General features: G+C 67.0%; 24 protein-coding genes. 19 read left to right on the top strand and 5 right to left on the bottom strand.

What is annotated here, in order from left to right; all coding sequences use genetic code 11:
* Positions 1-535: 535 nt before the first annotated feature.
* The gene (locus tag ACZ470_RS34295; protein WP_468433674.1) at positions 536-1,567 is read right to left on the bottom strand and encodes a TfuA-like protein; all 1,032 of its coding nucleotides are present in this window, start codon (positions 1,565-1,567) and stop codon (positions 536-538) included.
* A gap of 319 nt (positions 1,568-1,886) precedes the next feature.
* Between ACZ470_RS34295 and ACZ470_RS34300 the strand changes: the two genes are divergently transcribed.
* The 6 genes from ACZ470_RS34300 to ACZ470_RS34325 all read left to right on the top strand — a co-directional run bounded on the left by ACZ470_RS34300 (position 1,887) and on the right by ACZ470_RS34325 (position 4,766).
* Complete coding sequence (locus ACZ470_RS34300) at positions 1,887-2,111, top strand: hypothetical protein (RefSeq protein ID WP_468433676.1); 225 nt, start codon at positions 1,887-1,889, stop codon at positions 2,109-2,111.
* Positions 2,112-2,162: 51 nt separating this feature from the next.
* A complete protein-coding gene (locus tag ACZ470_RS34305; RefSeq protein ID WP_468433800.1) occupies positions 2,163-2,798 on the top strand; it encodes a methyltransferase domain-containing protein in 636 nt (211 codons plus the stop codon).
* 53 nt (positions 2,799-2,851) lie between these two features.
* Positions 2,852-3,277 (top strand): helix-turn-helix domain-containing protein, encoded by a 426-nt coding sequence (locus ACZ470_RS34310; RefSeq protein ID WP_468433678.1) that lies wholly within the window; start codon positions 2,852-2,854, stop codon positions 3,275-3,277.
* An 86-nt stretch (positions 3,278-3,363) separates the two neighbouring features.
* Positions 3,364-3,939, top strand: a complete 576-nt coding sequence (locus ACZ470_RS34315) for a transposase (protein ID WP_468433680.1) — start codon at positions 3,364-3,366, stop codon at positions 3,937-3,939.
* A gap of 45 nt (positions 3,940-3,984) precedes the next feature.
* Positions 3,985-4,236, top strand: a complete 252-nt coding sequence (locus tag ACZ470_RS34320) for a hypothetical protein (RefSeq protein ID WP_468433682.1) — start codon at positions 3,985-3,987, stop codon at positions 4,234-4,236.
* Positions 4,200-4,766, top strand: coding sequence for a hypothetical protein (locus ACZ470_RS34325; protein ID WP_468433683.1), 567 nt, complete (start codon positions 4,200-4,202; stop codon positions 4,764-4,766). Before ACZ470_RS34320 ends, ACZ470_RS34325 begins: the two co-directional genes overlap by 37 nt.
* Before the next feature lie 16 nt (positions 4,767-4,782).
* Here ACZ470_RS34325 and ACZ470_RS34330 read toward each other — a convergent pair whose 3' ends face one another.
* Positions 4,783-5,532 (bottom strand): TrmB family transcriptional regulator, encoded by a 750-nt coding sequence (locus tag ACZ470_RS34330; RefSeq protein WP_468433685.1) that lies wholly within the window; start codon positions 5,530-5,532, stop codon positions 4,783-4,785.
* 170 nt (positions 5,533-5,702) lie between these two features.
* Between ACZ470_RS34330 and ACZ470_RS34335 the strand changes: the two genes are divergently transcribed.
* The 9 genes from ACZ470_RS34335 to ACZ470_RS34375 all read left to right on the top strand — a co-directional run bounded on the left by ACZ470_RS34335 (position 5,703) and on the right by ACZ470_RS34375 (position 17,255).
* Positions 5,703-6,803 (top strand): carbon-nitrogen hydrolase family protein, encoded by a 1,101-nt coding sequence (locus ACZ470_RS34335; protein WP_468433687.1) that lies wholly within the window; start codon positions 5,703-5,705, stop codon positions 6,801-6,803.
* Positions 6,796-7,893, top strand: coding sequence for a phenylacetaldoxime dehydratase family protein (locus tag ACZ470_RS34340; RefSeq protein ID WP_468433689.1), 1,098 nt, complete (start codon positions 6,796-6,798; stop codon positions 7,891-7,893). The genes ACZ470_RS34335 and ACZ470_RS34340 overlap by 8 nt, the downstream gene beginning before the upstream one ends.
* Positions 7,894-8,123: 230 nt before the next feature.
* A complete protein-coding gene (locus tag ACZ470_RS34345) occupies positions 8,124-9,251 on the top strand; it encodes an urea ABC transporter substrate-binding protein (RefSeq protein ID WP_468433691.1) in 1,128 nt (375 codons plus the stop codon).
* Between the two features lie 31 nt (positions 9,252-9,282).
* The gene (locus ACZ470_RS34350; protein WP_468433693.1) at positions 9,283-10,149 is read left to right on the top strand and encodes an ABC transporter permease subunit; all 867 of its coding nucleotides are present in this window, start codon (positions 9,283-9,285) and stop codon (positions 10,147-10,149) included.
* Positions 10,149-12,011 carry an ABC transporter permease subunit gene (locus tag ACZ470_RS34355; protein WP_468433695.1) on the top strand — a complete coding sequence of 621 codons (1,863 nt, stop codon included), beginning with the start codon at positions 10,149-10,151 and terminating at the stop codon, positions 12,009-12,011. The genes ACZ470_RS34350 and ACZ470_RS34355 overlap by 1 nt, the downstream gene beginning before the upstream one ends.
* Complete coding sequence (locus tag ACZ470_RS34360; RefSeq protein WP_468433696.1) at positions 11,998-12,702, top strand: ABC transporter ATP-binding protein; 705 nt, start codon at positions 11,998-12,000, stop codon at positions 12,700-12,702. Before ACZ470_RS34355 ends, ACZ470_RS34360 begins: the two co-directional genes overlap by 14 nt.
* A gap of 23 nt (positions 12,703-12,725) precedes the next feature.
* Positions 12,726-14,252 (top strand): amidase, encoded by a 1,527-nt coding sequence (locus ACZ470_RS34365; protein WP_468433698.1) that lies wholly within the window; start codon positions 12,726-12,728, stop codon positions 14,250-14,252.
* A gap of 103 nt (positions 14,253-14,355) precedes the next feature.
* The gene (locus ACZ470_RS34370; RefSeq protein ID WP_468433700.1) at positions 14,356-15,609 is read left to right on the top strand and encodes an urea ABC transporter substrate-binding protein; all 1,254 of its coding nucleotides are present in this window, start codon (positions 14,356-14,358) and stop codon (positions 15,607-15,609) included.
* A gap of 47 nt (positions 15,610-15,656) precedes the next feature.
* Complete coding sequence (locus ACZ470_RS34375) at positions 15,657-17,255, top strand: ABC transporter substrate-binding protein (protein WP_468433702.1); 1,599 nt, start codon at positions 15,657-15,659, stop codon at positions 17,253-17,255.
* On the opposite strand, the gene ACZ470_RS34380 is transcribed toward ACZ470_RS34375, so the two are convergent.
* Positions 17,212-17,595, bottom strand: a complete 384-nt coding sequence (locus tag ACZ470_RS34380; protein WP_468433704.1) for an ATP-binding protein — start codon at positions 17,593-17,595, stop codon at positions 17,212-17,214. The genes ACZ470_RS34375 and ACZ470_RS34380 overlap by 44 nt on opposite strands.
* Positions 17,596-17,785: 190 nt before the next feature.
* Here ACZ470_RS34380 and ACZ470_RS34385 point away from each other — a divergent pair, with 190 nt between their 5' ends.
* Positions 17,786-19,012, top strand: a complete 1,227-nt coding sequence (locus ACZ470_RS34385; RefSeq protein ID WP_468433802.1) for a PucR family transcriptional regulator — start codon at positions 17,786-17,788, stop codon at positions 19,010-19,012.
* Between the two features lie 82 nt (positions 19,013-19,094).
* Here ACZ470_RS34385 and ACZ470_RS34390 read toward each other — a convergent pair whose 3' ends face one another.
* Complete coding sequence (locus tag ACZ470_RS34390; protein ID WP_468433807.1) at positions 19,095-19,277, bottom strand: hypothetical protein; 183 nt, start codon at positions 19,275-19,277, stop codon at positions 19,095-19,097.
* A gap of 36 nt (positions 19,278-19,313) precedes the next feature.
* On the opposite strand from ACZ470_RS34390, the gene ACZ470_RS34395 reads away from it, so the two are divergent.
* The 3 genes from ACZ470_RS34395 to ACZ470_RS34405 all read left to right on the top strand — a co-directional run bounded on the left by ACZ470_RS34395 (position 19,314) and on the right by ACZ470_RS34405 (position 22,265).
* On the top strand, positions 19,314-19,679 hold the full coding sequence (locus tag ACZ470_RS34395; protein ID WP_468433706.1) for a hypothetical protein: 366 nt from the start codon (positions 19,314-19,316) through the stop codon (positions 19,677-19,679).
* Between the two features lie 501 nt (positions 19,680-20,180).
* Positions 20,181-21,470: a hypothetical protein gene (locus ACZ470_RS34400; RefSeq protein WP_468433707.1), complete on the top strand. Its 1,290-nt coding sequence runs from the start codon at positions 20,181-20,183 to the stop codon at positions 21,468-21,470.
* 45 nt (positions 21,471-21,515) lie between these two features.
* Entirely contained in the window at positions 21,516-22,265 is a 750-nt protein-coding gene (locus tag ACZ470_RS34405; protein WP_468433708.1) for an alpha/beta fold hydrolase, read from the top strand.
* 292 nt (positions 22,266-22,557) lie between these two features.
* Here the strand turns inward: ACZ470_RS34405 and ACZ470_RS34410 are convergent, their stop codons facing one another.
* Positions 22,558-23,295 carry a BlaI/MecI/CopY family transcriptional regulator gene (locus ACZ470_RS34410; RefSeq protein WP_468433709.1) on the bottom strand — a complete coding sequence of 246 codons (738 nt, stop codon included), beginning with the start codon at positions 23,293-23,295 and terminating at the stop codon, positions 22,558-22,560.
* Positions 23,296-23,372: the final 77 nt, after the last annotated feature.

The following is a 23,372-nucleotide window of genomic DNA, read 5'->3' on the forward strand; positions in this document are numbered from 1 at the left end:
CAGACCGGTGCTGGCCAGCGCCTGGTGCGTGGCGGAGTCGGCTTGGCGACCCGTACGACGGCGGTGGACACGCGCTCCTCCAGGGGGACATGGCGCGACGGGCGGGGTGCTCGTCGGCGGCTGGGGCGGGGGCGCCGCCCAACAGGCGCCCCCGCCCGGGGGCGAGGGCGGGGGCGCAAAGCGGGGGGTTGCGACCCGGCTCCTCGACGGTGTCCCGGCCGGGCGGGAGGGATCCGCTGGCCGGGAACGGGTATGGTCTGGGCCCGGGCAAGCCGGGCGGGTGCTCGCGGAGCACGAAGACTTGGACGGGGCGGGTCGCGTCAGGTCGACTCGCCCCGGCGGAAACGGCTGCTTCCACGACGGTGACGGTAGCCAGCGGACCGTGCCAGCACGCCTGACGAATAGCCCGCGTGTGCCCCGCGCGCGACCCGGGTGATACCGAAACCCGGCAGGAGAGGGGCCACCACCTCCCATGTCTCCTCCGGGGACCGGGCGCGTACCGTGCCCGGCAGCGCCACCATGCCGTTACCGGGCATCACCAGCTTGCCTCCTTCGTCTTGTGCACGTCGTCGAGGTACCCGGGAACCAGCCGCTTGGCTTCCTCGACGGCGCGTGCTCCGTGGAGCAGGCCGCGCGCGGAGGCTTCGCGATCGAACCGCCCCTCAGAGCACTGCCACACCTCCAGCAGCACTCGGCGTGTGAGGTCGTCGCGCACCGCCAGCGCGGTGAACTCGGCCCGCGCGAGGGCGTCGGCATAGCGGGCGACCGCCCGCCGGTCGTCGGGAGTCTCGCCGGCCAGCAGCAGGGCCACGGTTTCCGCGTCTCGCAGGTCGACGGGCGGGTGGAACACCTGATGGGCCGGCACGTCCCCGCCGGTGACCGCGGCCAGCCGTTCCTCCAGCGGCACGCCCGGCCCACCATCGGCCGGGTTGAGGGAGCGGTGCTCGAGGTAGGCGGACCATGTCCTGGCGAACCCGGGATCGAACACTTGCTGGTAAACGACCCGGTCGGCGGTGGACAGGTCGAGCCCGTCGACACGGCTGCGGGCGAAGGCGTTGGACCAGCGCCTGAAGTACGTCGTCTCCCACACGGGCGGCGGAAAGCTGCGGGCCGCCGATGGGGTGTGGCCGTCGATGGCGGCACGTACGGCGGCGAGGGCGTCGGCGCGCTTGAGATCGGCGAAGTGCCCATCCTTCTCGCGCTGCGCGGCCAGCCATTCGGCGAACCGGCTCTCGCCGAGGCGACTGCACACGGCCCGCACCGCCGTCGTGGTGCGCTGCGGGTAGTAGACCGCCTTCAACGCCTCCAAAGGCCGGTCGGCCCGTCCCTGGGGGAGCACCCCGGTGGTGACCGCCAGCTGCATGGCGCGCCGGAGGTTGACCACCGGCCAGGTCAGCGCCTCCCAGTCGCCGTCGATGTGCCCGTGCGCGTAAGAGGCGTAGATACTGCCAACCCCGAGCATCCCGAACTCGGCGAGCTCGGCTGCCCGCAGCGCACCGATGCTTGCGGCACGGTGATCTCCAGACAGTGAAGCGCGAGGGGCGCCCCCGCCCTCCCGGGACCTCAAGAAGGTTCAGCGGAGAGACAGGGGCACCCAGGCCGCGACGCGAGAGACGCCTACTCCTCGTCCTCGATGTCGACGGCGACCACCGGGGCCTGCGTGATGGTCTGCTCGGTCGTCTCCTCCACCGCCGCCGATGTGCGGGCGGCGGCGTTCTGGGACTTGGACTGCATGAGGTTCCTCCTCCGGAGCGGGGGTTCGGCGGCCGGATCGGCACGCCTGCGACAGCCGCCAGTGAAGCCGCCCCCGACGTGGCCGGTAACCCCACCGTGGGGCCCCCATCGCGGGGGTATCGTCAGACCTGACGCCCCGTCATAATCCGCAATTGGGGGAACTCGTGGACGACTTACCGGCATCACCAGCCCAGGTTCCGTACCGCCTGCTGCACGATCCGGCGTTCGTCCATGCCGTGAAGGACCGGGACTTCCCGGTCGTGTTCGCCATGGCGCACGGGGCCGGGATCAGCTTCAACCGGATCGGTGAAGCATGCGGCATGAAGGCCGACCGCGTCTCCAAGATCGCTCGCGGTGAGGCGGGTGACCGCGCTTGACACAATTGAGCGGGTTGCGGACGCGCTTCGGATACCGGGTGCCTTCTGGGCCTGGCTGCGCGACCCTGGGAGCACAGCTCCCCCACGCCCTTCCGGGCCACCGAGCGCCACCGGTTCCTCCCCGGCGCCGAGCTCCAGGCCGCGTACGTCAACGACGCCGTACCCATCAAGCACGACGCGACGGGCGAGATGATCTCCTGTATCTCCGCACCCTCGATCGTCGCCACCCAACTGGAGCGGGTCGGCGCCCAGCCCGGGCACAAGATCCTCGAAGCCGGCGCGGCCACCGGCTACGACGCTGCCCTCCTCGGCCACCTCGTAGGATCCGGCGGCCACGTGTGGACCGTGGACGTCGACCAGGACCTCGTCGACGGCGCAAGCAAGAACCTCGCCGAGGCCGGATCCACGAACGTGACCGCCGTACTGGGCGACGGCGCTGCCGGTCTCCCCGAGCGCGCCCCCTACGACCGCATCCAGTTCACCGTCGGCGCCGGCGACATCCCTGTGCGGATCCTCGACCAGCTCGCCCCCGGCGGACGCCTGATCCTCCCCATGCGGATCCGCGGCAGCATCTCCTGCTCCTTCGCCTTCGAACGCGACGGCGAAGGCGACACCTGGAAGACGGTCTCCTGCGAGATGGCGACGTTCGTGCCCCTGCGCAAGGGCATCTGCGACGACATCTACTGAGTTTTTCGTTAGTTCTGTGGTGGTTGTGGTTTCGGCAGTGTGAGCATGATGGTGTGTCTTCCAAGCCGCAGGATACTGTTGTTGATGTCTCCGTTCTGCCGTTGACGCGGCCGCAGTTGGCCGAGGCCCGTCGTATGCGCGCGGCCGAGTTGTTCGAGCAGAGACGTCCTTCATCCGAGGTTGCCCGGGAAGTGGGGATGCATCCTGAGAGTGTGCGCCGGTGGAAACGCCTATGGGAGCAGGGCGGGGCTGAGGCATTGCGGCGGAGCCCGGCTACCGGTCGGCCGCCCAAGCTGGATGACGCCCAGGTCGTAGCGGTGCGGACTGCGCTGGAGCAGGGCGCTCAGGCGCACGCATTCGAGGCGGACCTGTGGACCTTGGAACGGGTCGGCGTGGTGGTTGAGCGGGTGACCGGGGTGACGTTGGCCCGGGCCTCGGTATGGCGCCTGCTGACCAGGCGGCTGGGATGGAGTCTGTAGCGGCCCAGGCGCCAGGCCGTCGAACGGGACGAGTCCGAGATCGCCCGATGGGTCGCCCACGAGTGGCCGCGCATCAAAAAGGGGCGGTGAAGAAACGTGCCTGGATCGTTTTCTTCGACGAATCGGGCGTGTCGCTGCTGCCTCAGGTGCGCCGCACCTACGCACCCCGCGGGCACACTCCCACCCTGCGGCACCGGCTGAACTGGAAACGAGCCGGGATGGCCGCCGCGCTGGGTTACCACGCCGCCGACCTCGAACGCGGCCCGCGGCTGTGCTTCCACCTCAAGCCGGGCAGCTACGACACCACTTCCCTGATCGAGGTGCTGGAACAGATCAAGACCTTCTATGCCGGTGAGTCGGTGGTGTTGGTATGGGACGGACTGTCCGCCCACTGGAGTCGGGGTATGCGGGCCTGGGCGGCCGAGCAGGACTGGCTCACCCTCGAGCGGCTGCCGGCCTACGCACCCGAACTCAACCCGGTCGAACTGCTGTGGTCGGCCATCAAGACCCGCGAGCTGGCCAACCTCGCCGGCGACCACCTCGCCGATGTCGCCGACGCAGCCGAACGCGGCATCCACCGAGTCTGCTCCAGCGAGCAACTCCCGTGGTCCTTCCTCACCCACACCGGCCTGACTATTCATACCCAAACACCACAGAACTAACGAAAAACTCAGTATATCCTCGTTCCCCACGAGGGTGGGGGCAACGTGCGCCTGGAGACCTTCAGCGAACAGGAGGTGGACCGCGAAGCGATGCGCACCGTCCTGGACCAGGCGCAAACCACGCTCTACACCGGCGTGAAGTTCCGCAAGGGCGCCCCCTGGGAGTGGATGTACCTGTACCTGGCGTGCGTGCTGCCCAACGGCCTGTCCCGCATGCCCGGCTCCCGGCCCGGCTACGCCCCGAGCTTCGGCTGGGGGCCATGGCCGCCCTCGACGGCGACACGCTCGCCTACCTGACCCAACGTGAAGGCGAGGACAAGCAGGGCAAGTTCTGGGAGGTCGGCGTCACCGGCCACGGCTCGCGCGCCGCCGAGCTCGCCGACCACGTCGTGACCGAGATCGGCGAGTGGCACCGCGGCTGGGGCAACGACGGTCCGGAGCCCGGCTTCCGGATAGCCGTCGGCGACGCCCGCGACCGACTGACCTCGGCCGAGCCGCGCTTCGTGATCGACAAGGCCTACAGCCGTCTCGTCAGCGGCGACGAGCCCGACGCCCGCAAGCTCGCCGGCGAGGGCGCGCCCCAGGAGCTGGCCGACGCGATGCACGAGGCGTGGGTGCGGTTCGTGACCGACAGGTCCCCGGGATGGGAGCGCTGGGACGAGGGCCACCCGGTCCGGATCTTCGGCGACGGCCCCCCCCGCACACGGCCGACGGCCCCGCGACCGCGAACTGGCCCTGTGGACCCCCGCCCACCCCCGAACACCCGCCCCCCGAACCGCTCGGTCGTCCGCCGCCTACGCCGCACGGGGGCCCTCCGCAGGACCTAGGAGGAGGGTCCGGGTTTCACCCGGTGCTGATGGACCAGAGGGAGTCGAAGAGGCCGGACTGGAGGCCAGCGTACTCGACGCTGTCGATCATCATGGCGAAGTTCTCCTGGCGTGACGAGATCACCGCGACGGACTCCGTGCCGATGACCGTGGTCATGGTGAAAATGTGCTGCGGCGGTGCGAAGCGGACCTCGCGCAGGTACTGCTGATCCGAGGGCCAGATGTCCTGGGTCTCCTTCTCCGGTGAGCGGATCACCCGGAGGCTGATGCCGAGCTCACGACGCCTGGCGATGTACTCCTCCACGGCCTGCTCTCCGGGCACCTGCAGGAGGTCCATCATCGACAGGATGCCTTTGAGGGGGACACCCCAGGTGAGGGTCTCGCGCAGCGCCGCCGTGATCCCGGCCTGCCCCTCTAGGTAGCGCACGCGGGGCCTGCCGGACTGTGTGCTCATCACGGCTCTGAGGCGTGGAACGAGCTGTTCGAGGACGTTGCCCCGCTCTCGCCACTCGTTGAGGAACTGCTCGGGATCCGTGGCGCGCAGTACACCGCGGCTGCGGCCGGCGCGCTCCCCTGTGGGCCCGATTTCGGTCACTGTGATCAGACCGCGTTGTGTCAGCCTGCGCACGACGTCGTACGCGTTGGTGCGGCTGATCTGAGCGGCATGCGCGGCCTGGGCAACGGTTGGCTCCCCCAGTGTGAGAACGGCCAGATACAGCTGTGCCTCCTTCGGCTCGAGCCCTGCTTGCTCCAGCTCTTCCCTCATCGCCCCTCCTGTATTGTCGACGCTTTTCGACTATATCCCTGACTGCCTTTTGTGATGCTCCCGTGCTTCTTCCTGGGCGCATCGCAGCTATCTTCATCTCATGCCGCGCCTCGGTGGAATTCTGTCGAGCAACTTCGACAAGCTGAGTGGGCTGCGGCCAAGGAGCTGATATGAGCCAGGAACACCGCCGGAAGACGATCACCGTCGCAGCCGTCCAGGCCGCCCCGGTCTTTCTCGACGTCGAGAAGACACTCGACAAGGTGGAGGAGTTGGTCGCGAAGGCATCCAGCCAGGCGGACCTCATCGTGTTCGGTGAGAGCTTCGTCGCGGGCTATCCCTTGTGGGGAGGAGTCATCCCGGCCGTCAGGCAGCACGGCTTCTACGAAGAGCTCGTCGCATCGTCGATCACGGTTCCAGGACCGCATGCGGACCGGCTGGCTGCCATCGCGGCACGCTTCAACGTCGCGTTGTCCATCGGCGTCAACGAACTGGCGCCGAACAGCACCGCCCAGGTCTTCAACACCAATCTCGTCTTCGACCGCAGCGGCCGTCTGATCAACCATCGGCGCAAGCTCGTGGCCACTTGGTACGAACGCCTCACCTGGTCACATGGTGACGGCTATGACCTGCAGCCGGTCCAGCTGGATGACACTATGGTGGGTGTTCTTATCTGCGGCGAGAACACCAACACCCTCGCCCGCTACACCCTCCTCGCACGGGGTGAGCAGGTGCACATCGCAAGCTATCCGCCGGCCTGGCCGTTCGAGCAGCGCGAAGGCAAGCCCGAGTACGACCTCGTGGACAGCATTCGTGTGCGCGCCGCGGCGCACTCGTTCGAGGGTAAGGTCTTCACCGTGGTCGCCGCGACGACGCTGGACGCGGCGACCGTCGAGCATGTGGCCCAGGGCGATGCAGAGATCACCCGCGCTCTGACCAGCACACCCACCGCGACGCTGGTCATCGGACCGCGCGGAGACGTTATCGCCGGCCCGCTCATCGGCGAGGAGGGCATCCTCTACGCGGAACTGGATCCCCAGGAATCAGTCTCCCTCAAACTGGCCCACGACATCGTCGGCACCTACAACCGCTTTGATGTGTTCCAGCTGACCGTGACTGGCACCCGCCACAAGCCCCTCACCATCGTCGGCGAGGAACCTGCCACCACACCGGCGGCATGCGATCGCTCAGGGAACGCGCCTGCCGATCAGAGCCGCACCGTGCTCACCGGCGGACCGCGGGCCGACTCACACCGGAGCGTGGCTGATGAGTGACGAATCGACTTCTCCGCCGTTCTTCGACGTCGCCTACCAGCGCCGCATACCCGCCCGCAGACCAGAGGGACACACACCGGCGGCACCACGGTATTCACTGCGCTGGCGCCATCCCGTGCCCGTGCTGATCAGCGAGTACTTCGGCCTGCAAAACGCTGCTCCTGGCAGCCCGCAGCAGCACTCCTTCATCCAGCAGATGCGCCGATGGTTCAAAGAGCCGAACGGTCCGTCCGCACACGAGGTCACCGTCTGCACCGATGAGGCGGGCCTGCCGAGCACCGTGATCATCGCGTACTGGACGTCACCGGCCGAGCACGGCGCCTGGGACACAGACTCATCCTGGCGCAGCTGGTGGGACGAGCGTACCCGTCTGACCGACGAGGTCGGGTACTGGCGCGAGCGGCTCCTGTGTCCCTACGACCGACACGAGACGATCTACTCCGATGCCGCCTACCGCATCGGGCTGGCACGGACACCGGACACAGCCCTCGTCCCTATCACCACCAACGGCTACTTCGGCGCGGCACGCGACCGCATCCCCCTGTCCGCCATGGACGATCTGCGCGCACCAGCGCTCGCGCCGCCCCTGCCCGGCCCGAAAAGCGCCGGCAGTCGTCTCGCAGTGACCGTCCCCCACAACCTGACGGTCCTACGGTCCGGGCAGTTCTGGCACAACTCCGAACCGGAACAGGCCGAGGACTACGAGCACAACCTCAAGGCAAAACTCGATCGCGGCATGGACTACCTGGAGCAGCACCCCTCCAGCGGATGCCTGTATCTTCGCCGCCTGACGAATCTGTCCGACAGCGGACAGCCACGGCGAGAGACATCCATCCAGGCGGTGTTCACCTCGCTGGCCGACCTGGAGTCCTGGGCCGCGCAGCACGAGTCGCACCTGGCGATCTACCGGCACGCCATCGCGATGAAGCGCCGTTACAAGGAACGACGGGACGTCGTGACCTGGCACGAGCTCTTCGTCCTGCCCCAAGGAACCCTCTTCGAGTATGTCAACTGCGCCGAGGGCACTGGCTTGCTTCCTCATCTGCCTCGTCTGCTCAGCTCGCCGGGCACCCCAGCACTGTCCGACTAGCACATCACCGGCCGGCCGCATCAGCACGCCCAGCGCGGCTGAGGCACGGCTGCGTCGCAAGAGACACCACCCACGCTGCCTGATGGCACTGCACAGAAGTGAGACTTCGGATGTCTACTTCCCGAACCTTGTTCACCTACGGCGGCTCCGCCGCGACCGCACTCCTCCTCGTAGGCGCGACAGCTTGTGGCCCCAACAACGCCGCTGGATCCGACAGTTCCTCTGGCCCCATGTTGGTCGGCAGTATCCTCGACGCCACTGGCCCTCTCAACGTCGTCGGAAAGCCGAAGATCGAGGCCACCGAGCTGGCGATCAAGGACATCAACGCCCACGGCGGCGTGCTTGGCCGTAAGTTGAAGCTCGTCAGCTACGACGCGCAGTCCGACAACTCCAAGTACACGCAGTACGCGAGCAAGCTCACGCTGCAGGACAAGGTTTCCGTCGTCATGGGTGGCATCACCAGCGCTTCCCGTGAGGCGGTCAGACCCGTCGTCGACCGCGCCAAGACCCTGTACTTCTACAACAATTTCTACGAAGGCGGCGTCTGCGACAAGAACGTCTTCGTCACCGGAGCCTCTGCTTCCCAGCAGCTCGCACCCCTGATCCCCTACACCACCCAAAACCTCGGCAAGAAGATCTACATTGTGGCGGCCGACTACAACTTTGGCCGCATCTCAGCCGATTGGGCCAAGCAGTACGCCAAGAAGGCGGGGGGCAACGTAGTTGGCACCGACTTCGTCCCCCTGGAAAGTTCCGACTTTGGCGCGGTGATCAACCACCTCCAGGCCGCCAAGCCCGATGTGGTGGTGTCATTCCTCGTCGGCGGCAACCACTCCGCCTTCTACCGGGACTTCGCCTCCACCGGCCTCAGCAAGAAGATGAAGATCGTCTCGACGACCTTCGGAGGCGGCAGCGAGAACATCGTGCTCGCCCCACGGGAGGGTCAGGGACATACGGTCGCCTTCCCCTACTTCCAGAGCCTGAAGTCGCCAGCAAACACAGCCTTCCTCAAGGCCTGGCGCACCAAGCACAAGAACGACAGCTACGTACCCAACGCCGCCGTGGAGGAGTGGAACGGCTGGCATCTGTGGGCAAAGGCTGCCAACAAGGCCGGCACCTTGGACCGCGACAAGGTCATCGCCGCCCTGGAGGCCGGAGTGTCCATCGACACGCCGACCGGCAAGGTCTCTATGAGCGGCGGCTCGCACCACGCGACACAGAGCATCAGCATCGCTGAAGCCGACGCCCACCACGGCTTCAAGGTCCTCGAGACGAAGGACGCAGTCGCGCCTGCCTATGAACAGTCGGTGTGCGACCTGCAGAAGAACCCCTCCCTCAACAAGCAGTTCACCCCGTAGGCGCGCCGCGGACCGAACAAAGGGCAAGACTGTGCAACCTGACCAACTCGCCAACCTGGGCATCACACTGCTCAGCAGCATCGCTCTCCTGGCCGTCATCTCGCTGGGGCTGGGTGTCCTCTTCGGGATGATGGGCGTCATCAACCTCGCCCACGGCGAATTCCTGATGCTCGGTGCTTTTTTCACGCTGGCCGGTGTCCAGCACGGGCTGAACCTGTGGATCGCGATGCCCCTGGCCGCCCTCGCCGTCGGTGGCGTCGGAATCGTCGTCGAACGGCTCCTCATCCAGCGCTTGTACGGGCGCATGCCGGCGACCATGCTGGCCACCTGGGGACTTAGCCTGATCCTGGTCCAGGTCGTAGTCCTCATCTACGGCCCGGCCACCAACGGCATACCGACCCCGCTGGGCAGCGTCCGTATCGGTGACTACTCCGTCTCCGAATACTCGTTGGTCCTCATCGCCGCAGCGCTCCTGCTGTTGGTGATTACCCACCTCGTCCTCACCCGCACCCGCTATGGCATCATGGCCCGCGCTGCCGTCGCCATCCCGGACATGGCAGCTGCTGTCGGTGTCGATGTGCGCCGCACCAACATGCTTACCTTCGGCTTTGGGTCCGCCTTGGCGGGAGCAGGCGGAGCGCTCCTCGCACCGATGACTGCCGTCGTTCCGAGCATGGGCCAGGCTTACGTCGGGCGGGCCTTCATGACCGTCGTCGTCGGCGGCCCCGGAGTGCTCTCCGGCACTGCCAGCGCAGCCGGCCTGCTCGGCGGCGTGAACGCCGTCGTCTCCAACCTAGCCACGTCGGTTCTCGGCACCGTCGCCCTGCTCGTCGTCGCCATCGTGATCCTGCGGTTCCTGCCGACGGGCATCTCCGGATACTGGGAAAGGAGGCGCTGATGTCGGCCAACCACACCTGCGGTTCCCGCCCGGCAATCCCGGCACTGGGTACGCTTCGCAAATATCTGCCCATCGAGATCCCCGGCGCCGGTGTTGTGATCGTCGCCGTCGCCATACTCTCTGCCACTGTCGCCCCCTTCCAGGCACAGAGCTGGAGCCTGTGGGCCATCTACGGCCTGCTCGCCCTGAGCTTCACCTTCGTGTGGGGGCGCGCCGGGATCTTCAGCTTCGGCCAGAGCGCCTTCTTCGGAATCGGCGCCTACGCCTACAGCATCCTGGGCATTAACATCGTTCCCCGCACCAACGAAACCATCACCGCGCTCCTCGCAGCGATCGTGGTGACGGCCGTGGTCGCAGCCGTGATCGGCTACTTCATCTTCTATGGCAACGTGGGAGACGTATACGTCTCGATCATCACGCTCGCCTTCACCCTGGTCCTCCTGACCTTCATGTCAAGCACGGCCGACCCGAGCTACCACATCGGGCAGGCCCTCCTGGGCGGCTACAACGGCATCATCGGCGTACCCCCCTTGATGCTCCCGGGCACCGGCCAGGTTCTGGACCCCAACAGCATGCTCTTCACATCCGTGGCAGTGGCAGCCGTCGTCGGATTCGGCCTGCATCTGCTCCTGCGCCGCCCGTTCGGCCGCATCCTCGCTGGCCTGCGTGACAACGAGCTGCGCACCGAACTGCTGGGCTATGACGTACGCCGCTACAAGCTGATCGCCTTCACCATCGGCGGCGCCATCGCCGGCCTGAGCGGAGGACTCTTCGCCGCTTGGGGCACCTCCGTCACCCCAAGCATCTTCAGCCTGGCCCAGGCCGCGCTGGTACCGATCTGGGTGCTGGTCGGAGGGCGCCGCTCCCTCTTCGGCGCCTTCGTCGGCGCGGCCATCGTCCAGGGTGTCTCGGACGAACTGGGCGGCGGCGCTGGTTCGGCCACCCCGATCGTGCTCGGCGCACTCCTGATCGCCGTCGTGCTCCTGCTGCCCGAGGGAGTGCTCCCCGCCCTGTCGGCACTCGCCCGCCGAGTGCTGACGGCCATCCGCCCCGACACCACCGAGTCCGCGCCCCCGGCCGGCACGTCCGAGGAACTGGAGTCCGTGGACATCGTTCCGCGTGAGACGCGTCCCGCCACGACCATCACGGCGGTGGACGTGCACAAGCGATTCGGCGGTGTGGCCGCCCTCGCCGGTGCCTCCCTGAGCGTGCCCCCCAACGGGGTGCACTGCCTGATCGGGCCCAACGGCGCAGGCAAGAGCACGTTCTTCAATATGCTCTCCGGACGCTACCGGCCCACCTCCGGCGACATCTTCCTCGGCGACGAACGCGTCACCCGGCTGCGTGCCGACCAGCGAGCCCGGCGCGGCCTGGGCATCAAACTGCAGGTTCCCAGCCTCTACGGCGAACTGACCGCCTTCGAGAACGTCTGGCTCGCCGCGTACAGCGCGCACCACAGCATCGCCGAAGCGGACACCCGGGCCCAGCAGACCCTGGCTTGGCTGCACCTGTCCCACAAGGCGCAGCGGCTCGCCGGCGAGCTCGCCCACGGCGAACGGCAGTGGCTGGAGATCGGCATGGTGATGGCCGGCGAATCGAGGGTCGTGCTGCTCGACGAACCCACGGCCGGGATGACCCGCGAAGAGACCATGCGAGCCGCACATCTCATCCAGGATCTCGCCCGGACCGCGACGGTCATCGTCGTCGAACACGACATGGAGTTCGTCCGCAATCTGGACTGCCCGGTCACCATGTTCAACGAGGGCCGCATCTTCACCAGCGGCACCATCGAAGAACTGCGTGCGGACGAACGCGTCCTGGACATCTACCTCGGACGGGGAGCCTCCCATGCTGATCGTTGATGGCGTCCACGCCGGCTACGGCCGCACCACCGTCCTGCACGGACTGTCCCTCACCGTGGAGAAGGGCGACATGGTCGCGGTGCTGGGCCGCAACGGAGTAGGAAAATCGACGCTGCTGAAGACCATCGTCGGGGCCGTCCCGGTGACCAGCGGGAAAGTCATGCTCGACGATCAGGACCTCACCCGTCGGCGGACTCACCACCGTGCCCGGGCAGGCATCGCCTATGTGCCGCAGGGGCGCGACATCTTTCCAAGCCTCTCGGTTCTCGACAACCTCAAAGTCGCAGGCTACGGAGCTCGGCCGGACGACTGGACCGACACCCTGGAGCACATACTCGACGAGTTCCCCGTCCTGCGCGCCAAGCGTGCGGAGCGCGGCGGCGGACTCAGCGGCGGGCAGCAGCAGATCCTCGCTCTGGGGCGTGCACTGATGACGAACCCCCGGGTTCTGCTGCTCGACGAACCCTCCGAGGGCATCCAGCCGTCGATCGTCGACCAGATCGCGGACACGGTCTGTCGCATCAACAGCGAACGCGGCATTACCGTCGTGATCGTCGAACAGAACCTCGACTTCGCGACCAAGATCGCCCGGCATGCGCACCTGATGGACAAGGGTGAAATCGTCCGCGACCTCCCCGCCCGGGACCTTCTCAGCGACCGCGAACTCCAGCATGAGTTCCTCGGCGTATGACCCTTACGAACTAGGAGACCATCGTGCACATCGAACGCCCCACGCCGGAACAATTGCGCAGGATCGCCCGCAGCTTCGGCATCGAACTCACCGCTGAGGCCGAAGCCGCCTTCGCCACCCTGATCGACGAGAACCTGGACAGCTACGAGACGGTCGAGCAGGAATGGGCGGCGCAGGCACCCAAGGCCCCGGACCGCCGCTGGCACCACCCTGCGCCGGAGGCAAACCCCCTGGGCGCCTGGGCCTCGTGTTCCGAGATCAGAGAGACGGACGAAGGTCCCCTGGCGGGTCAACGCCTTGTGATCAAGAACAACGTTGCCGTCGCCGGCCTACCCATGAGCAACGGTTCCAAGACCCTCGACGGCTACACGGCCGATGAGGACGCCACCGTTGTCCAGCGCATCCTGCGCGCCGGCGGCATCATCGTCGGTACCTCCGTCTGCGAGGACCTCTGCTTCTCCGCGGGGAGCCACACCGCCGCCTCCGGTCCCGTCCGCAACCCCTGGAACACGCGGCACAGCAGTGGCGGATCCAGTTCCGGCAGCGCGGTCCTCGTCGCGACCGGAGAAGCCGACATGGCCATCGGCGGCGACCAAGGGGGATCGGTCCGCATCCCCGCCGCCTGGTCGGGCATCGTAGGGCTCAAGCCCACCCATGGCCTGGTGCCGTACACCGGCGCCTTCCCCATCGAACGCACCCACGACCACCTCGGCCCCATGACCAGGACGGTCGCCGACGCCGCCCGGCTGCTCTCCGTCATCGCGGGACCCGATGGACTCGACCCTCGCCAGATCGGGCTTCCGCCCCTGCCCGACTACACGCGAGACCTCGACAAGGGCATCGCAGGCCTGCGCGTCGGCATCCTCAAGGAGGGCTTCGGACAGCAGGCCGGCGAGGACGAGGTGGACAGCACCGTCCGTGCCGCCACCGAACACCTCGCCGCGGCCGGTGCCACCGTCGTGGACGTCTCCGTACCGGAACACAGCCACCTCGCGATGGCCCTGTGGAACGTCATCGTGACGGAAGGCGGACTCTGGCAGATGATCCACGGCAACGGCTACGGGATGAACTACCGAGGGCGCTACAGCCCCTCCACGATGAGCGCCTACGCGGCAGGACGCGAGAAGCACTTCGCGGACGTGTCACCCAGCGTCCAGTACGTCGCCATGATTGGCCAGTACATGCTCGAAAGGAACCACGGCACGTCCTACGCCAAGGCGCAGAACCTCGTTCCGGCACTGCGCGCGGCCTACGACCGTGCCCTGGCGGGGGTGGACCTCCTCTGCCTGCCCACCACCACGATGCGCCCCACCACCCTGCCGTCCTCCGACGCACATCTCCTCGACAAGGTCCACCGAGCGCACGAGATGCTCGGCAACGCGGCGCCCTTCGACACGACCGGCCACCCGGCCATCAGTGTGCCCGCGGGTGTGTCCGGCGGACTCCCTGTAGGCATGACGCTGGTCGCACCGCACTTCGCCGAGCCGAGGCTCCTGCGTGCGGCCCATGCCTTTGAGCAGGCGGTCGGAGGCTTCCCGACCGCGCCGTAGAGCAGCGGCCGGATCGCAAAGCCGCGGGTGCCTTGCACGAGGCGCCCGCGGCTTCTCTCAAGGTGCCTCGGCGCCTTTCAGGATCTAATGATCAAGGTGTCACATGCGCTATTCACGACGTCGTGTCAAGACGGCGGGAACGGCGGCTGCCTCGGTATTTCTCCTGGCGTCCGCGATGTCCTGCAGCAGCGGGAGCGAGAGCGATACGAGGGTCGATTCGCAATCGCCGGTGCTTGTCGGCAGCGTATTCGATCTCACCGGCACGCTCAGTGTCTACGGGAAACCGAAAAACGCCGCCACTGAGCTCGCGATCAAGGACATCAACGCCCGGGGCGGTGTGCTGGGGCGAAAACTGAAGCTCATCAGTTACGACGCGCAGTCGGACGACGGCCGGTACACCCAGTACATCAACAAGCTGACGCTCGAAGATCGGGTGTCCGTCATCATGGGCGGCATCACGAGTGCCTCTCGTGAAACGATCCGGACCATCGTCGACCGTACGAAGACGCTCTACTTCTACAACACCCTGTACGAAGGTGGTCTCTGCGACAAGAACGTGTTCTCCACCGGGTCGGTCCCCTCTCAGCAAATGGCGCCGCTGATTCCCTACGCTGCCAAGAAATTCGGCAAGAAGATCTACGTCGTCGCGGCCGACTACAACTTCGGGCACATCTCCACCGAATGGGTGAAGTTCTACGCGTCGAAATCAGGAGCGGGCGTCATCGGCAGGGACTATGTCTCGCTGGACAGCTCAAAATTCGGTCAGGTGATCAGAAATCTGCGGGCGGCCGAGCCCGATGTCGTGGTTTCCCTTCTCGTCGGCGACAAGCATGTGGCCTTCTATCGGGATCTCGCCGCCGCCGGCCTGACCGAGAAGATGAGGATCGTCTCGACGACGTTCGGCGGAGCCCGCGAGAACATCGTGCTGACCTCCGAGGAGAGCCGGGGCGCAACGGTGGCCTACTCCTACTTCCAGGAACTCAAGTCTCCGGCCAACGCCGCTTTCCTCCAAACCTGGCGTGCGGCGTACGGGCAACAGCACTTTGTGTCGGACCATGCGGTGAACGAGTGGAACGCCTGGCAACTGTGGGCCGCGGCCGTGAAAAAGGCGGGCAGTCTCGACCGCGACAAGGTCATTCGCGCCCTGGAGTCCGGGATTTCCGTGAACGGGCCGAGCGGCAAGGTCACGATGAACGGCCGCTCGCACCATGTGACACAGAGCATCAGCATCGCCGAGGCGAATGACAAGCACGGGTTCGATGTTCGTACGACGACGCCCGACGTGCCGCCGGCGTACGAGAACAAGATGTGCGACCTGCAGAGAAGACCTACGCAGAACCAGCAGTTCGTCTTCTGAGACCCTCGGCCAGGGGCTCGCGCCCTGACAGTGGAGACATTCGAGAAATGAACCGTAGAATAGTGGCGTCGACTGTCGCAGGACTGGCCATCGCCGGAATCGCTGTATATGAAATACCCAGCTCCTCTGACAGTGCTCGTGATGTGGTCGTCGTAGGGACCACGGACCGGACCACCGCCTCCCCGCACGCACCCGCTCCACTGGATCCCGCATACGCGTATGACGTGAGTACCTGGAACCTCCTTCGGCAGACGGTGCAGACGCTGCTGGTCCAGCCGGCGAGCGGTGGAACGCCCGAGCCGGAGGCGGCGGAGAGCTGTGGCTTCACCGACACCAGTGGCGAGCGCTATGTCTGCGTACTGCGCGGGGACTTGAAGTTCTCCAACGGGGACCCGGTGACGCCGGCGGACGTGAAGTACTCCATCGACCGCGCCCGCACCCTCAAGGCCGACAGTGGAGTCTTCGCGCTGCTGTCGACGATCGACTCCGTCGAGACGAAAGGCGATGCGGTCATCTTCCACCTGAAGTCCCCGGACGCCGCCTTTCCGTCCAAGCTGTCGACGCCGGTGGCCAGCATCGTCAGCCGGAAGCAGTACCGGAAGAACAGACTGCGTGAGGGGTTCGAGATCGATGGCTCGGGGCCGTACACGATGCGCGTCCGGGTGCGGGGCAACGTCCTGGTGGAAGCCACGTTCACCAAGAACCCGTACTACAAGGGAAGGTTCACGCCGAAGAACGAGAAGGTGGTGCTGAAGTCCTTCCAGGACGCCGGTGCCATGGGCGCCGCGCTCCGCGACGGTGACATCGACGTGATGGCGCGCACGATGTCTCCGGACCAGATTCGCGGGCTCCAGGAGGGCAGTGACACCGGGGTGAAGCTCCTCGAGACGTCGGCGCTCGAGATCCGTTTTCTGGTCTTCGACACCGATGCCCCGTCGGTGCGGAGCCGGGCCGTCCGCCAGGCGATGGCGCAGATCATCGACCGCGGCGCACTCGTGTCCAAGGTCTACGGCTCTCAAGCCGAACCGCTGTACTCACTCGTGCCCGCGGGCATCATCGGGCACACGAACGCGTTCTTCCACACCTACGGTGAGCCCAGCGTGAGCAGGGCCCGCGCCCTTCTGGACAAAGAGGGAATCACGACCCCGGTGAGGCTGACCCTGCACTACACGACCGACCACTACGGCCCGGCGACCAGGGAGGAGTTCGAGGAACTGCGGCAGCAACTCAACGACAGCGGGCTTTTCGATGTGGACATCGAGGGAACCGACTGGTCCCGATTCCGGGAGAAGGGCCGCAGCGGTGCGTACGACGTGTACGGCATGGGCTGGTTCCCGGACTTCCCCGACGCCGACAACTACGTCGCGCCCTTCCTCGACAAGGACAACTTCCTCAACCTGTCCTACACCGACAGTACGGTCCGTGATGTCCTTATCCCGGAGTCCCGACGCGAGGTGGACCGGCTCGCGGCGGCGAAAAGCGTCGCCCGTATCCAGGACATCGTGGCCGATGACGTGCCCGTCCTCCCGCTCTGGCAGGGTAAGCAGTATCTCGCTGCCCGCGACTCCGTCACGGGGAGTGAGTGGGCGCTGAACTCCTCGTCTACGCTGCAACTTTGGAAGCTTGGTCAAGGTCTGGGTGGATGACCAGCTCGAACCACACGGTCTTGTTCCGATCCCGGACCTCCACCCCCCACCGATGAGCGAGCCCGTCGACCAACTGCAGTCCCCGACCGGACTCGCCGTCCGGTGAGACCGGACGCGTCGACGGGGCGGCGGCGAGGCCGTCGGTCACTTCGCACACCAGGGTGCGGTGTCCCTTCCTCATGTGCAGGGTCACCGGGCCCGCCCCATGGATCACAGCATTCGTCACGAGCTCGCTGACCAGCAGCTCAGCCGTGTCGGACAGCTCTGCGAGCATCCAGTCGCCAAGCAGCTGCCGAGTCAGCCTCCGTGCTTGCCTTGGACCTTCGACTCCCCAGGCCATGATGCTCTCCTTGTCCTTCGGGACCTTCGCTTCTCAGCATCAGCGCGCCGGATGTCCAGCTGCAGATGGTCGGCTCACACAGTGGGCAAATCCTTCTTGTGGTCGCCCCACAAAACGGGGCGTACTATATGAAACCTCTGGCCTTCAGCTCCTGGAGTGTGAGGTCTATGAGGCGGGAGCGTGCGTGAGCATGCCGGACATTCTGGAGCCGGGCATGCGGCGCATTATCGATGTGCTGGAGACCACGCTCGACAGCCAAGTGGCCGCAGCCGTGGATGCCATTTGGGAACAGGTCCCGGCTTACCGCTCCAGCCCGGATCCCCGGCTCCACCACGATGTGACCGTGCATGTGGATGTGATCTTCCGGGCCCTGCTGAACAGTGTGAAGGGGAAGAGGCCGGCGACCTGGTACGACTTCCCCATCACCGCGGAGCAGGCCGCACGGCGTATCGGTCAAGGCATCGCCTTGTCCGACTTTCTCCACGCCTACCGCGTCTCGCAATTCGTCCTGTGGAAGGCCGTGCTCAAGGTGGTGCGGGAGGAGCCCTGGACACGTGAGGCGGCACTGCTGATCGTCGAGCAGATCATGCACATCATCGAGGTGGGGAGTTCCGTCGCCGCGGAGGAATACCTGCGTGCGCAGCAGCACCAGCTCGCCGAGAGCGACCGGATCCGCCGTGACCTGCTGGAAGACCTGCTCGCTCGCCGCGACCTCTCTCCCGGGCCGAAACAGGCGATGTTGCGGGGCGCCGGCCTGGAACCGAGCACCCACCTTGTCGTGGTCTCCGCCTCAGCACTGGCGCCGGGCAAGGAACAGACGCTGCGCGACGCAGTCACCGTCGTGCGCAAGTTGGTGGCCCCCAGTGCTCCCGGCCTCACCGTGGTGCGCCATGACGAGCTCGTCGCCGTCGCACCGGTGGGGCCGGGGGGAATGACCAGGCAGGTGGGAGGCCTCAAGGGCGAACATGCCCGCCTCGATCAGCTCGGCATCCACCTGGCGCTGGGCATCAGTACCGTGCACGCCGGGCTAGCCAAGATTCCGGAGGCGTATACTGAGGCGTGTATCGCCCGCGACTCCCTCGACGGCAAGGCGGGAGTGGTCCCGCTGATGCTGGTCTCGCCCCTGGACTACCTGGTGCGGCGTGAGGACGAGATCGTACGGCGTCTCGTCCGGCCGGAAGTACATCGCTTCGTGCGGGACGACGTGGCGCGGGGCAGCGAGCTGATTACCACGTTCCTCGCGTACATCGCGAGTGACCTCAACGCCAAGGCGGCGGCGCAGGCCCTCCACATCCACGTCAACACCGCCTACTACCGGCTGGAGCGGATTTCCGAGCGAACAGGATGCGACCTGCGCTGCTTCACAGACGTCCTCGACCTCCTCGTGGCAGTACGCCTTCTGAGGGCCGTCCCGTAACCGCCCCCCTACCCGCCGGGGGTGCCTCTATGTCTTTCGTCAAGGCGCCCGGGTTCGGTTTGGGGTGGTTTGGCTTGTTGGGTCATGCGGCGAGTTCGACGTCCTTGGGGACGCGGGGGTCGTAGAAGGTGCCGTCGCGGAGCATGGCGAACAGGACATGCAGCCCCCGGATGCGACCGACCGAGGCTGAGCTGTTGGATCGAGCCCGGCGCGGTGAGGAGAACACGTGGCCTGTGACGGCCGAGGTGTTCGTGAACCCCAACACCAGGGGGTGCTGCGGCTACTCGGCCCGAACAGGAATGTGAGCGACGAACAGAACGTAATCCGGCTCGACGACGGCCAGAACGGGCCCCGTGGCCCGCACCACGAGCCGATGGCCCCGGCGCTGCTGATGGCGGCTGCGCGCGTGTTCGAAGGTCGCGGGTTCCGTGTGCGGCGCGGGAATGTGTGGGTGCAGCACGGCAAGGACAGGACGACCGCGCTGGTGTCCAGCGAGCCCACCCACGCCTACCTGTCGTTCGCAGAACGCAGGTTCGGTCCGGAGCCGGAGTTGGCCCAGACGCCCGGGGTCACGTTCGAGCGGGTGCAGCGTGGCCGGTGGATCGCGACGGCCGACAGCAAGACGTACGCGCTCACGTGGCAACCGACCCTTGACGGCGCGCGATAGCGCGTGTGGGGCGGGGAGGGACACGCCCACCTGATCCGCTCCTCCAAGCGGCTGGAAGAAGGCCCTGTTCGTCCTCAAGTACCCGCCAGGCGACCACTTCTGACGTGCCGTGGCCCCAGTGTCGCTGTCCAGGCGAACCTCGCCTGACGTCGTGCCGGGTCAGCCCCAGCCTCCGCCCCACGCGGCGGGGGCGGGGGGTGACCGGGCACGAAGGAGGACGCAGAAACCGACTGGGTGCCGGGCACCGCTGGCAGGCGCTACGCCCCGCCTCGGGACGCGGCGCCGTCCCAGACACTGGACACGCATTAACGCAGGTCAGCGGCCCGTCCTACGCCATCAGCCGTCCGTAGTGTTCGTCGGGCCGGGCAGCGGCCTCACCTCAACTCCCCATCACCGGGCCGCTGTCCGGCCCCCACCGGCCGCCACACAGCGAGGAGCACCCGATGGCCACGAACCAGACGCGCAGCACCGGCACGGCACAGCCGGCCGACCGTTTCCAACATGCGTACCGTCAACGGCGGCACCCCCGAGCGCATCGAGACTCGCACCGCCCGGGCCGAGATCGACAACGCGTCGATGCTCCCGGGCAAGAAGGCCGTCCGCACGGTGTCGGCCGCCGGTTCCCACGCCTGCATCGAGTACCGGGACAACCGGGGCGTGGTGGAGCTGCGCCCGGCCACCGCGAAGGAGACCGCGGCGGAGTGGAAGCCAGAGGCACAGCGGTACGCCCCTGGCGACTCGGTCATCGTCCGCCCCGTCGTCTTCAACCCCAAGACCCGCAAGCACGAGGTCCTGCCCGAGTACGCGGGCACGGTCGTGAACTGGGCGGGCGGGTACTACAACGTCCGCGCCAGCAACGCCGACGAGCACGGGCACGGCGTCCGGCAGTGCGCCGTGCACGAGCTGCGCCCCGACCCCCGCGTGACCGGCACGGCCCCCTGGTTCACCGACGACAAGGACGTCACCGCCGCCCTGGCCGTGCTCAAGGCCGGCGGGGAACGGGCCGACCCGCCCCTGCCTTCGGGCTGGGCGTACCGGGCCCGGCCCGGGCATTGGGAGCCGTTCACCGCTCCTCCGCCCGCCCCCCGGGCGCGGCCCGTTTGGAAGGACCCAGACCATCCGTACGTGCGACCCTGCTACGGCCAGCGGTGCCGCCCTGGCGACATCGCGGTGATGTCGCTCATGCCGATCATCAACATCTCCCGGCTGCTGATCCGCGAGGGCGACGGCGAAGCCGCCTACGACGTACTCACACGGCTCTACCGCGCCGCCCAGAAACGCGGCACCACCGAGATCCGCGGCCACACCGTCGACCTGTACACGCTGATCAACACCGACGCAGACCACCAGACCATCTGCAAAGAGCTGTGGGTCAGCGTCCTCGTCGACGGCGCCAGGGCCCTGGCCCGCATCGGCCGCTGGACCGAAGCCGCCGACGCCATGACCGCACACCGCGGCATCGGCAACCGCCTCCTCGAGGGACGCCAAATCAAGATCATGTCGCTGATGGAACGCGGCCTCAACCGGACGCCTGGGCGACCGCGCCCTGAACCTGGGAACCGATCCGCGCGCCGATCCTCGGCTTGTCGGCGCTCTGAGAGACCTGGGGATGCCCGTCGACAACTCCACGCCCGCGCCCCTCGGTCCCAGTGCGGCGCGAGAGCAGTTGCTCGAATTTGTCATGGCAGCAGAGGTCAGGAACGAGGCCCTGTTCGCTGCGCTCGTCGACGGCCTGGAACCGATGGCCGGGCTCGACCACAGCACCAGGACGATCTCCGGACCTGCCGGTAACGAGATCCAGTTATATGTGACGCGGCCCGCTGACTCCTCGGGCCGTTGCCCGGGATCCTGTACCTGCACGGTGGCGGCATGGTGATGCTGAAAGGCTCGGGCCCCATCTATGCACGGTTGCAGGACGAGTTGGCTGTGAGGGGAGCCGTCGTCATCGGCGTCGAGTTCCGCAACGGCGGAGGTGTTCTCGGCCCGCATCCTTTCCCTGCCGGTCTTGATGACTGCGCGGCGGCGCTCGACTGGGTGCACGAGCACCGCGCGACGCTGGGGATCTCGACCCTCACCGTCGCGGGTGAGTCGGGTGGCGGCAACCTTGCGCTTGCCACCGCGCTGCGTGCCAAGCGCGAAGGCAGGGTCGCGGCCATCGATGGTGTCTACGCCCTGGTCCCCTTCATTTCGGGGCTCTACGGTGCCAGCGTCGAGACACGAGAAGCGGAACTGCCCTCGCTCGTCGAGAACGACGGATACTTCTCGCGATGCGACGCCGCAGCGATCATGGCAGAGGTCTACGATCCTGGTGCTGGGCACGCCACGGATCCGCTCTGCTGGCCTTACCACGCGACCGTTGAGGACCTGTCCGGGCTGGCGCCGCATGCCCTCTCGGTCAATGAGCTCGATCCGCTGCGCGACGAAGGACTCGAGTACCATCGCCGACTCCTCAAGGCGGGTGTCGAGAGCACCGTACGGACCGTAGCCGGCGCAGTCCACGCAGGAGATCTCATGTTCCGGAAGGCCGCCCCTGACCTGCACTACGCGACCATCGAAAGTGTGCACGGGTTCGCTGCCGGCCTGTAAGCGAGAGGGGGCGCCGTGCGGTGCGGCGAGTAGTACATCGCACGACGCCCTCGTCCCCTTGGCATGATGCCCCGGCCTGGAGTGGTGGCCCGATGTGCACCGGGCGGTCCCGAGAGGGTGCATCACGGCGGTCAGAGCCTCCGTCGCGCCGGGATGCCGCCGGGCGACTGTGTGCAGCGGTCACGTGGGCGACCGCGAACAGGCGCCCGGCAGGGCACCTCCCACTCCTCCACGCGCATCACGCTGCGGACCGGCGTCCGGCCGGGCCGGTGTCCTGCGGCAGGCGAGAAGGTCAGGCCTGCACCGGCGTATTCTCGGTGTCGGCGGTCTCGGCGGTCGGGGCCACTCCTACGGCGGCGTCGTCCGCAGCGGGCGCGGACTCGGGTACTGCGGTGTACAGCACGGTGTGTTTCTGCTTCGTCCGCTCGATTCGGCTCTTGGCGACGAGCCGCTCCAGAGTGTTGCGCACGGTGTTGATGTCACGGGCCCGTTCGGGGTACGTCCGTTCCAGGTCGCTGACAACCTCGCCCGCGGTGCGCGGTTGTCCTGCATGCTCGCGGAGGATGGCGAACAGCAGCTCGCCCAAGGGCGGCGCAGTAGTTGCCTTGGGAGCTGCCGCTGTCCGCTCGGGAGCAGCCTTCTTCTTTGCGGCCGTCTTCTTGACTGTTGTCTTCTGGGATGCGGTCCTCTGCGTGGATGCCTTCGCCGGCTTGTCCTGCCGCTGCTCGGGAACAACTGCGGCAGCCTCGACATCCGGCTTGCTCGCTGCGGCCGGCTCGATGGGCCCGGCCATGCTGCCTGGTGACTGCGCCGAGTTGTCCTCGGCCGCCTGGGGGCCGGAGCCGTCTTCAGGCGGTGCAGCCAGCGTGCCGAGGGCCCTCACCAGCCAGGCTTCGTCCGTCTTGAGCTGGTCAAGACGCTCACGCAGCCGGGCCTGCTCCTCTCGGTTGGCCCTGAGGTGGTTGGTGAACTGGTCCGCATACTGACTCTGGAGGCTCGGATTGGTGGGCTTTTCCCGCTCGGTGGACACGTGCCAGACTCCTTCGCACAGGGGGTATTGCTGTTGCCGGATGCTACTCACCCTTCAGGACCGCCGCCGCTGTCCTG

The organism is Streptomyces sp. NPDC031111 (genome assembly GCF_055570675.1).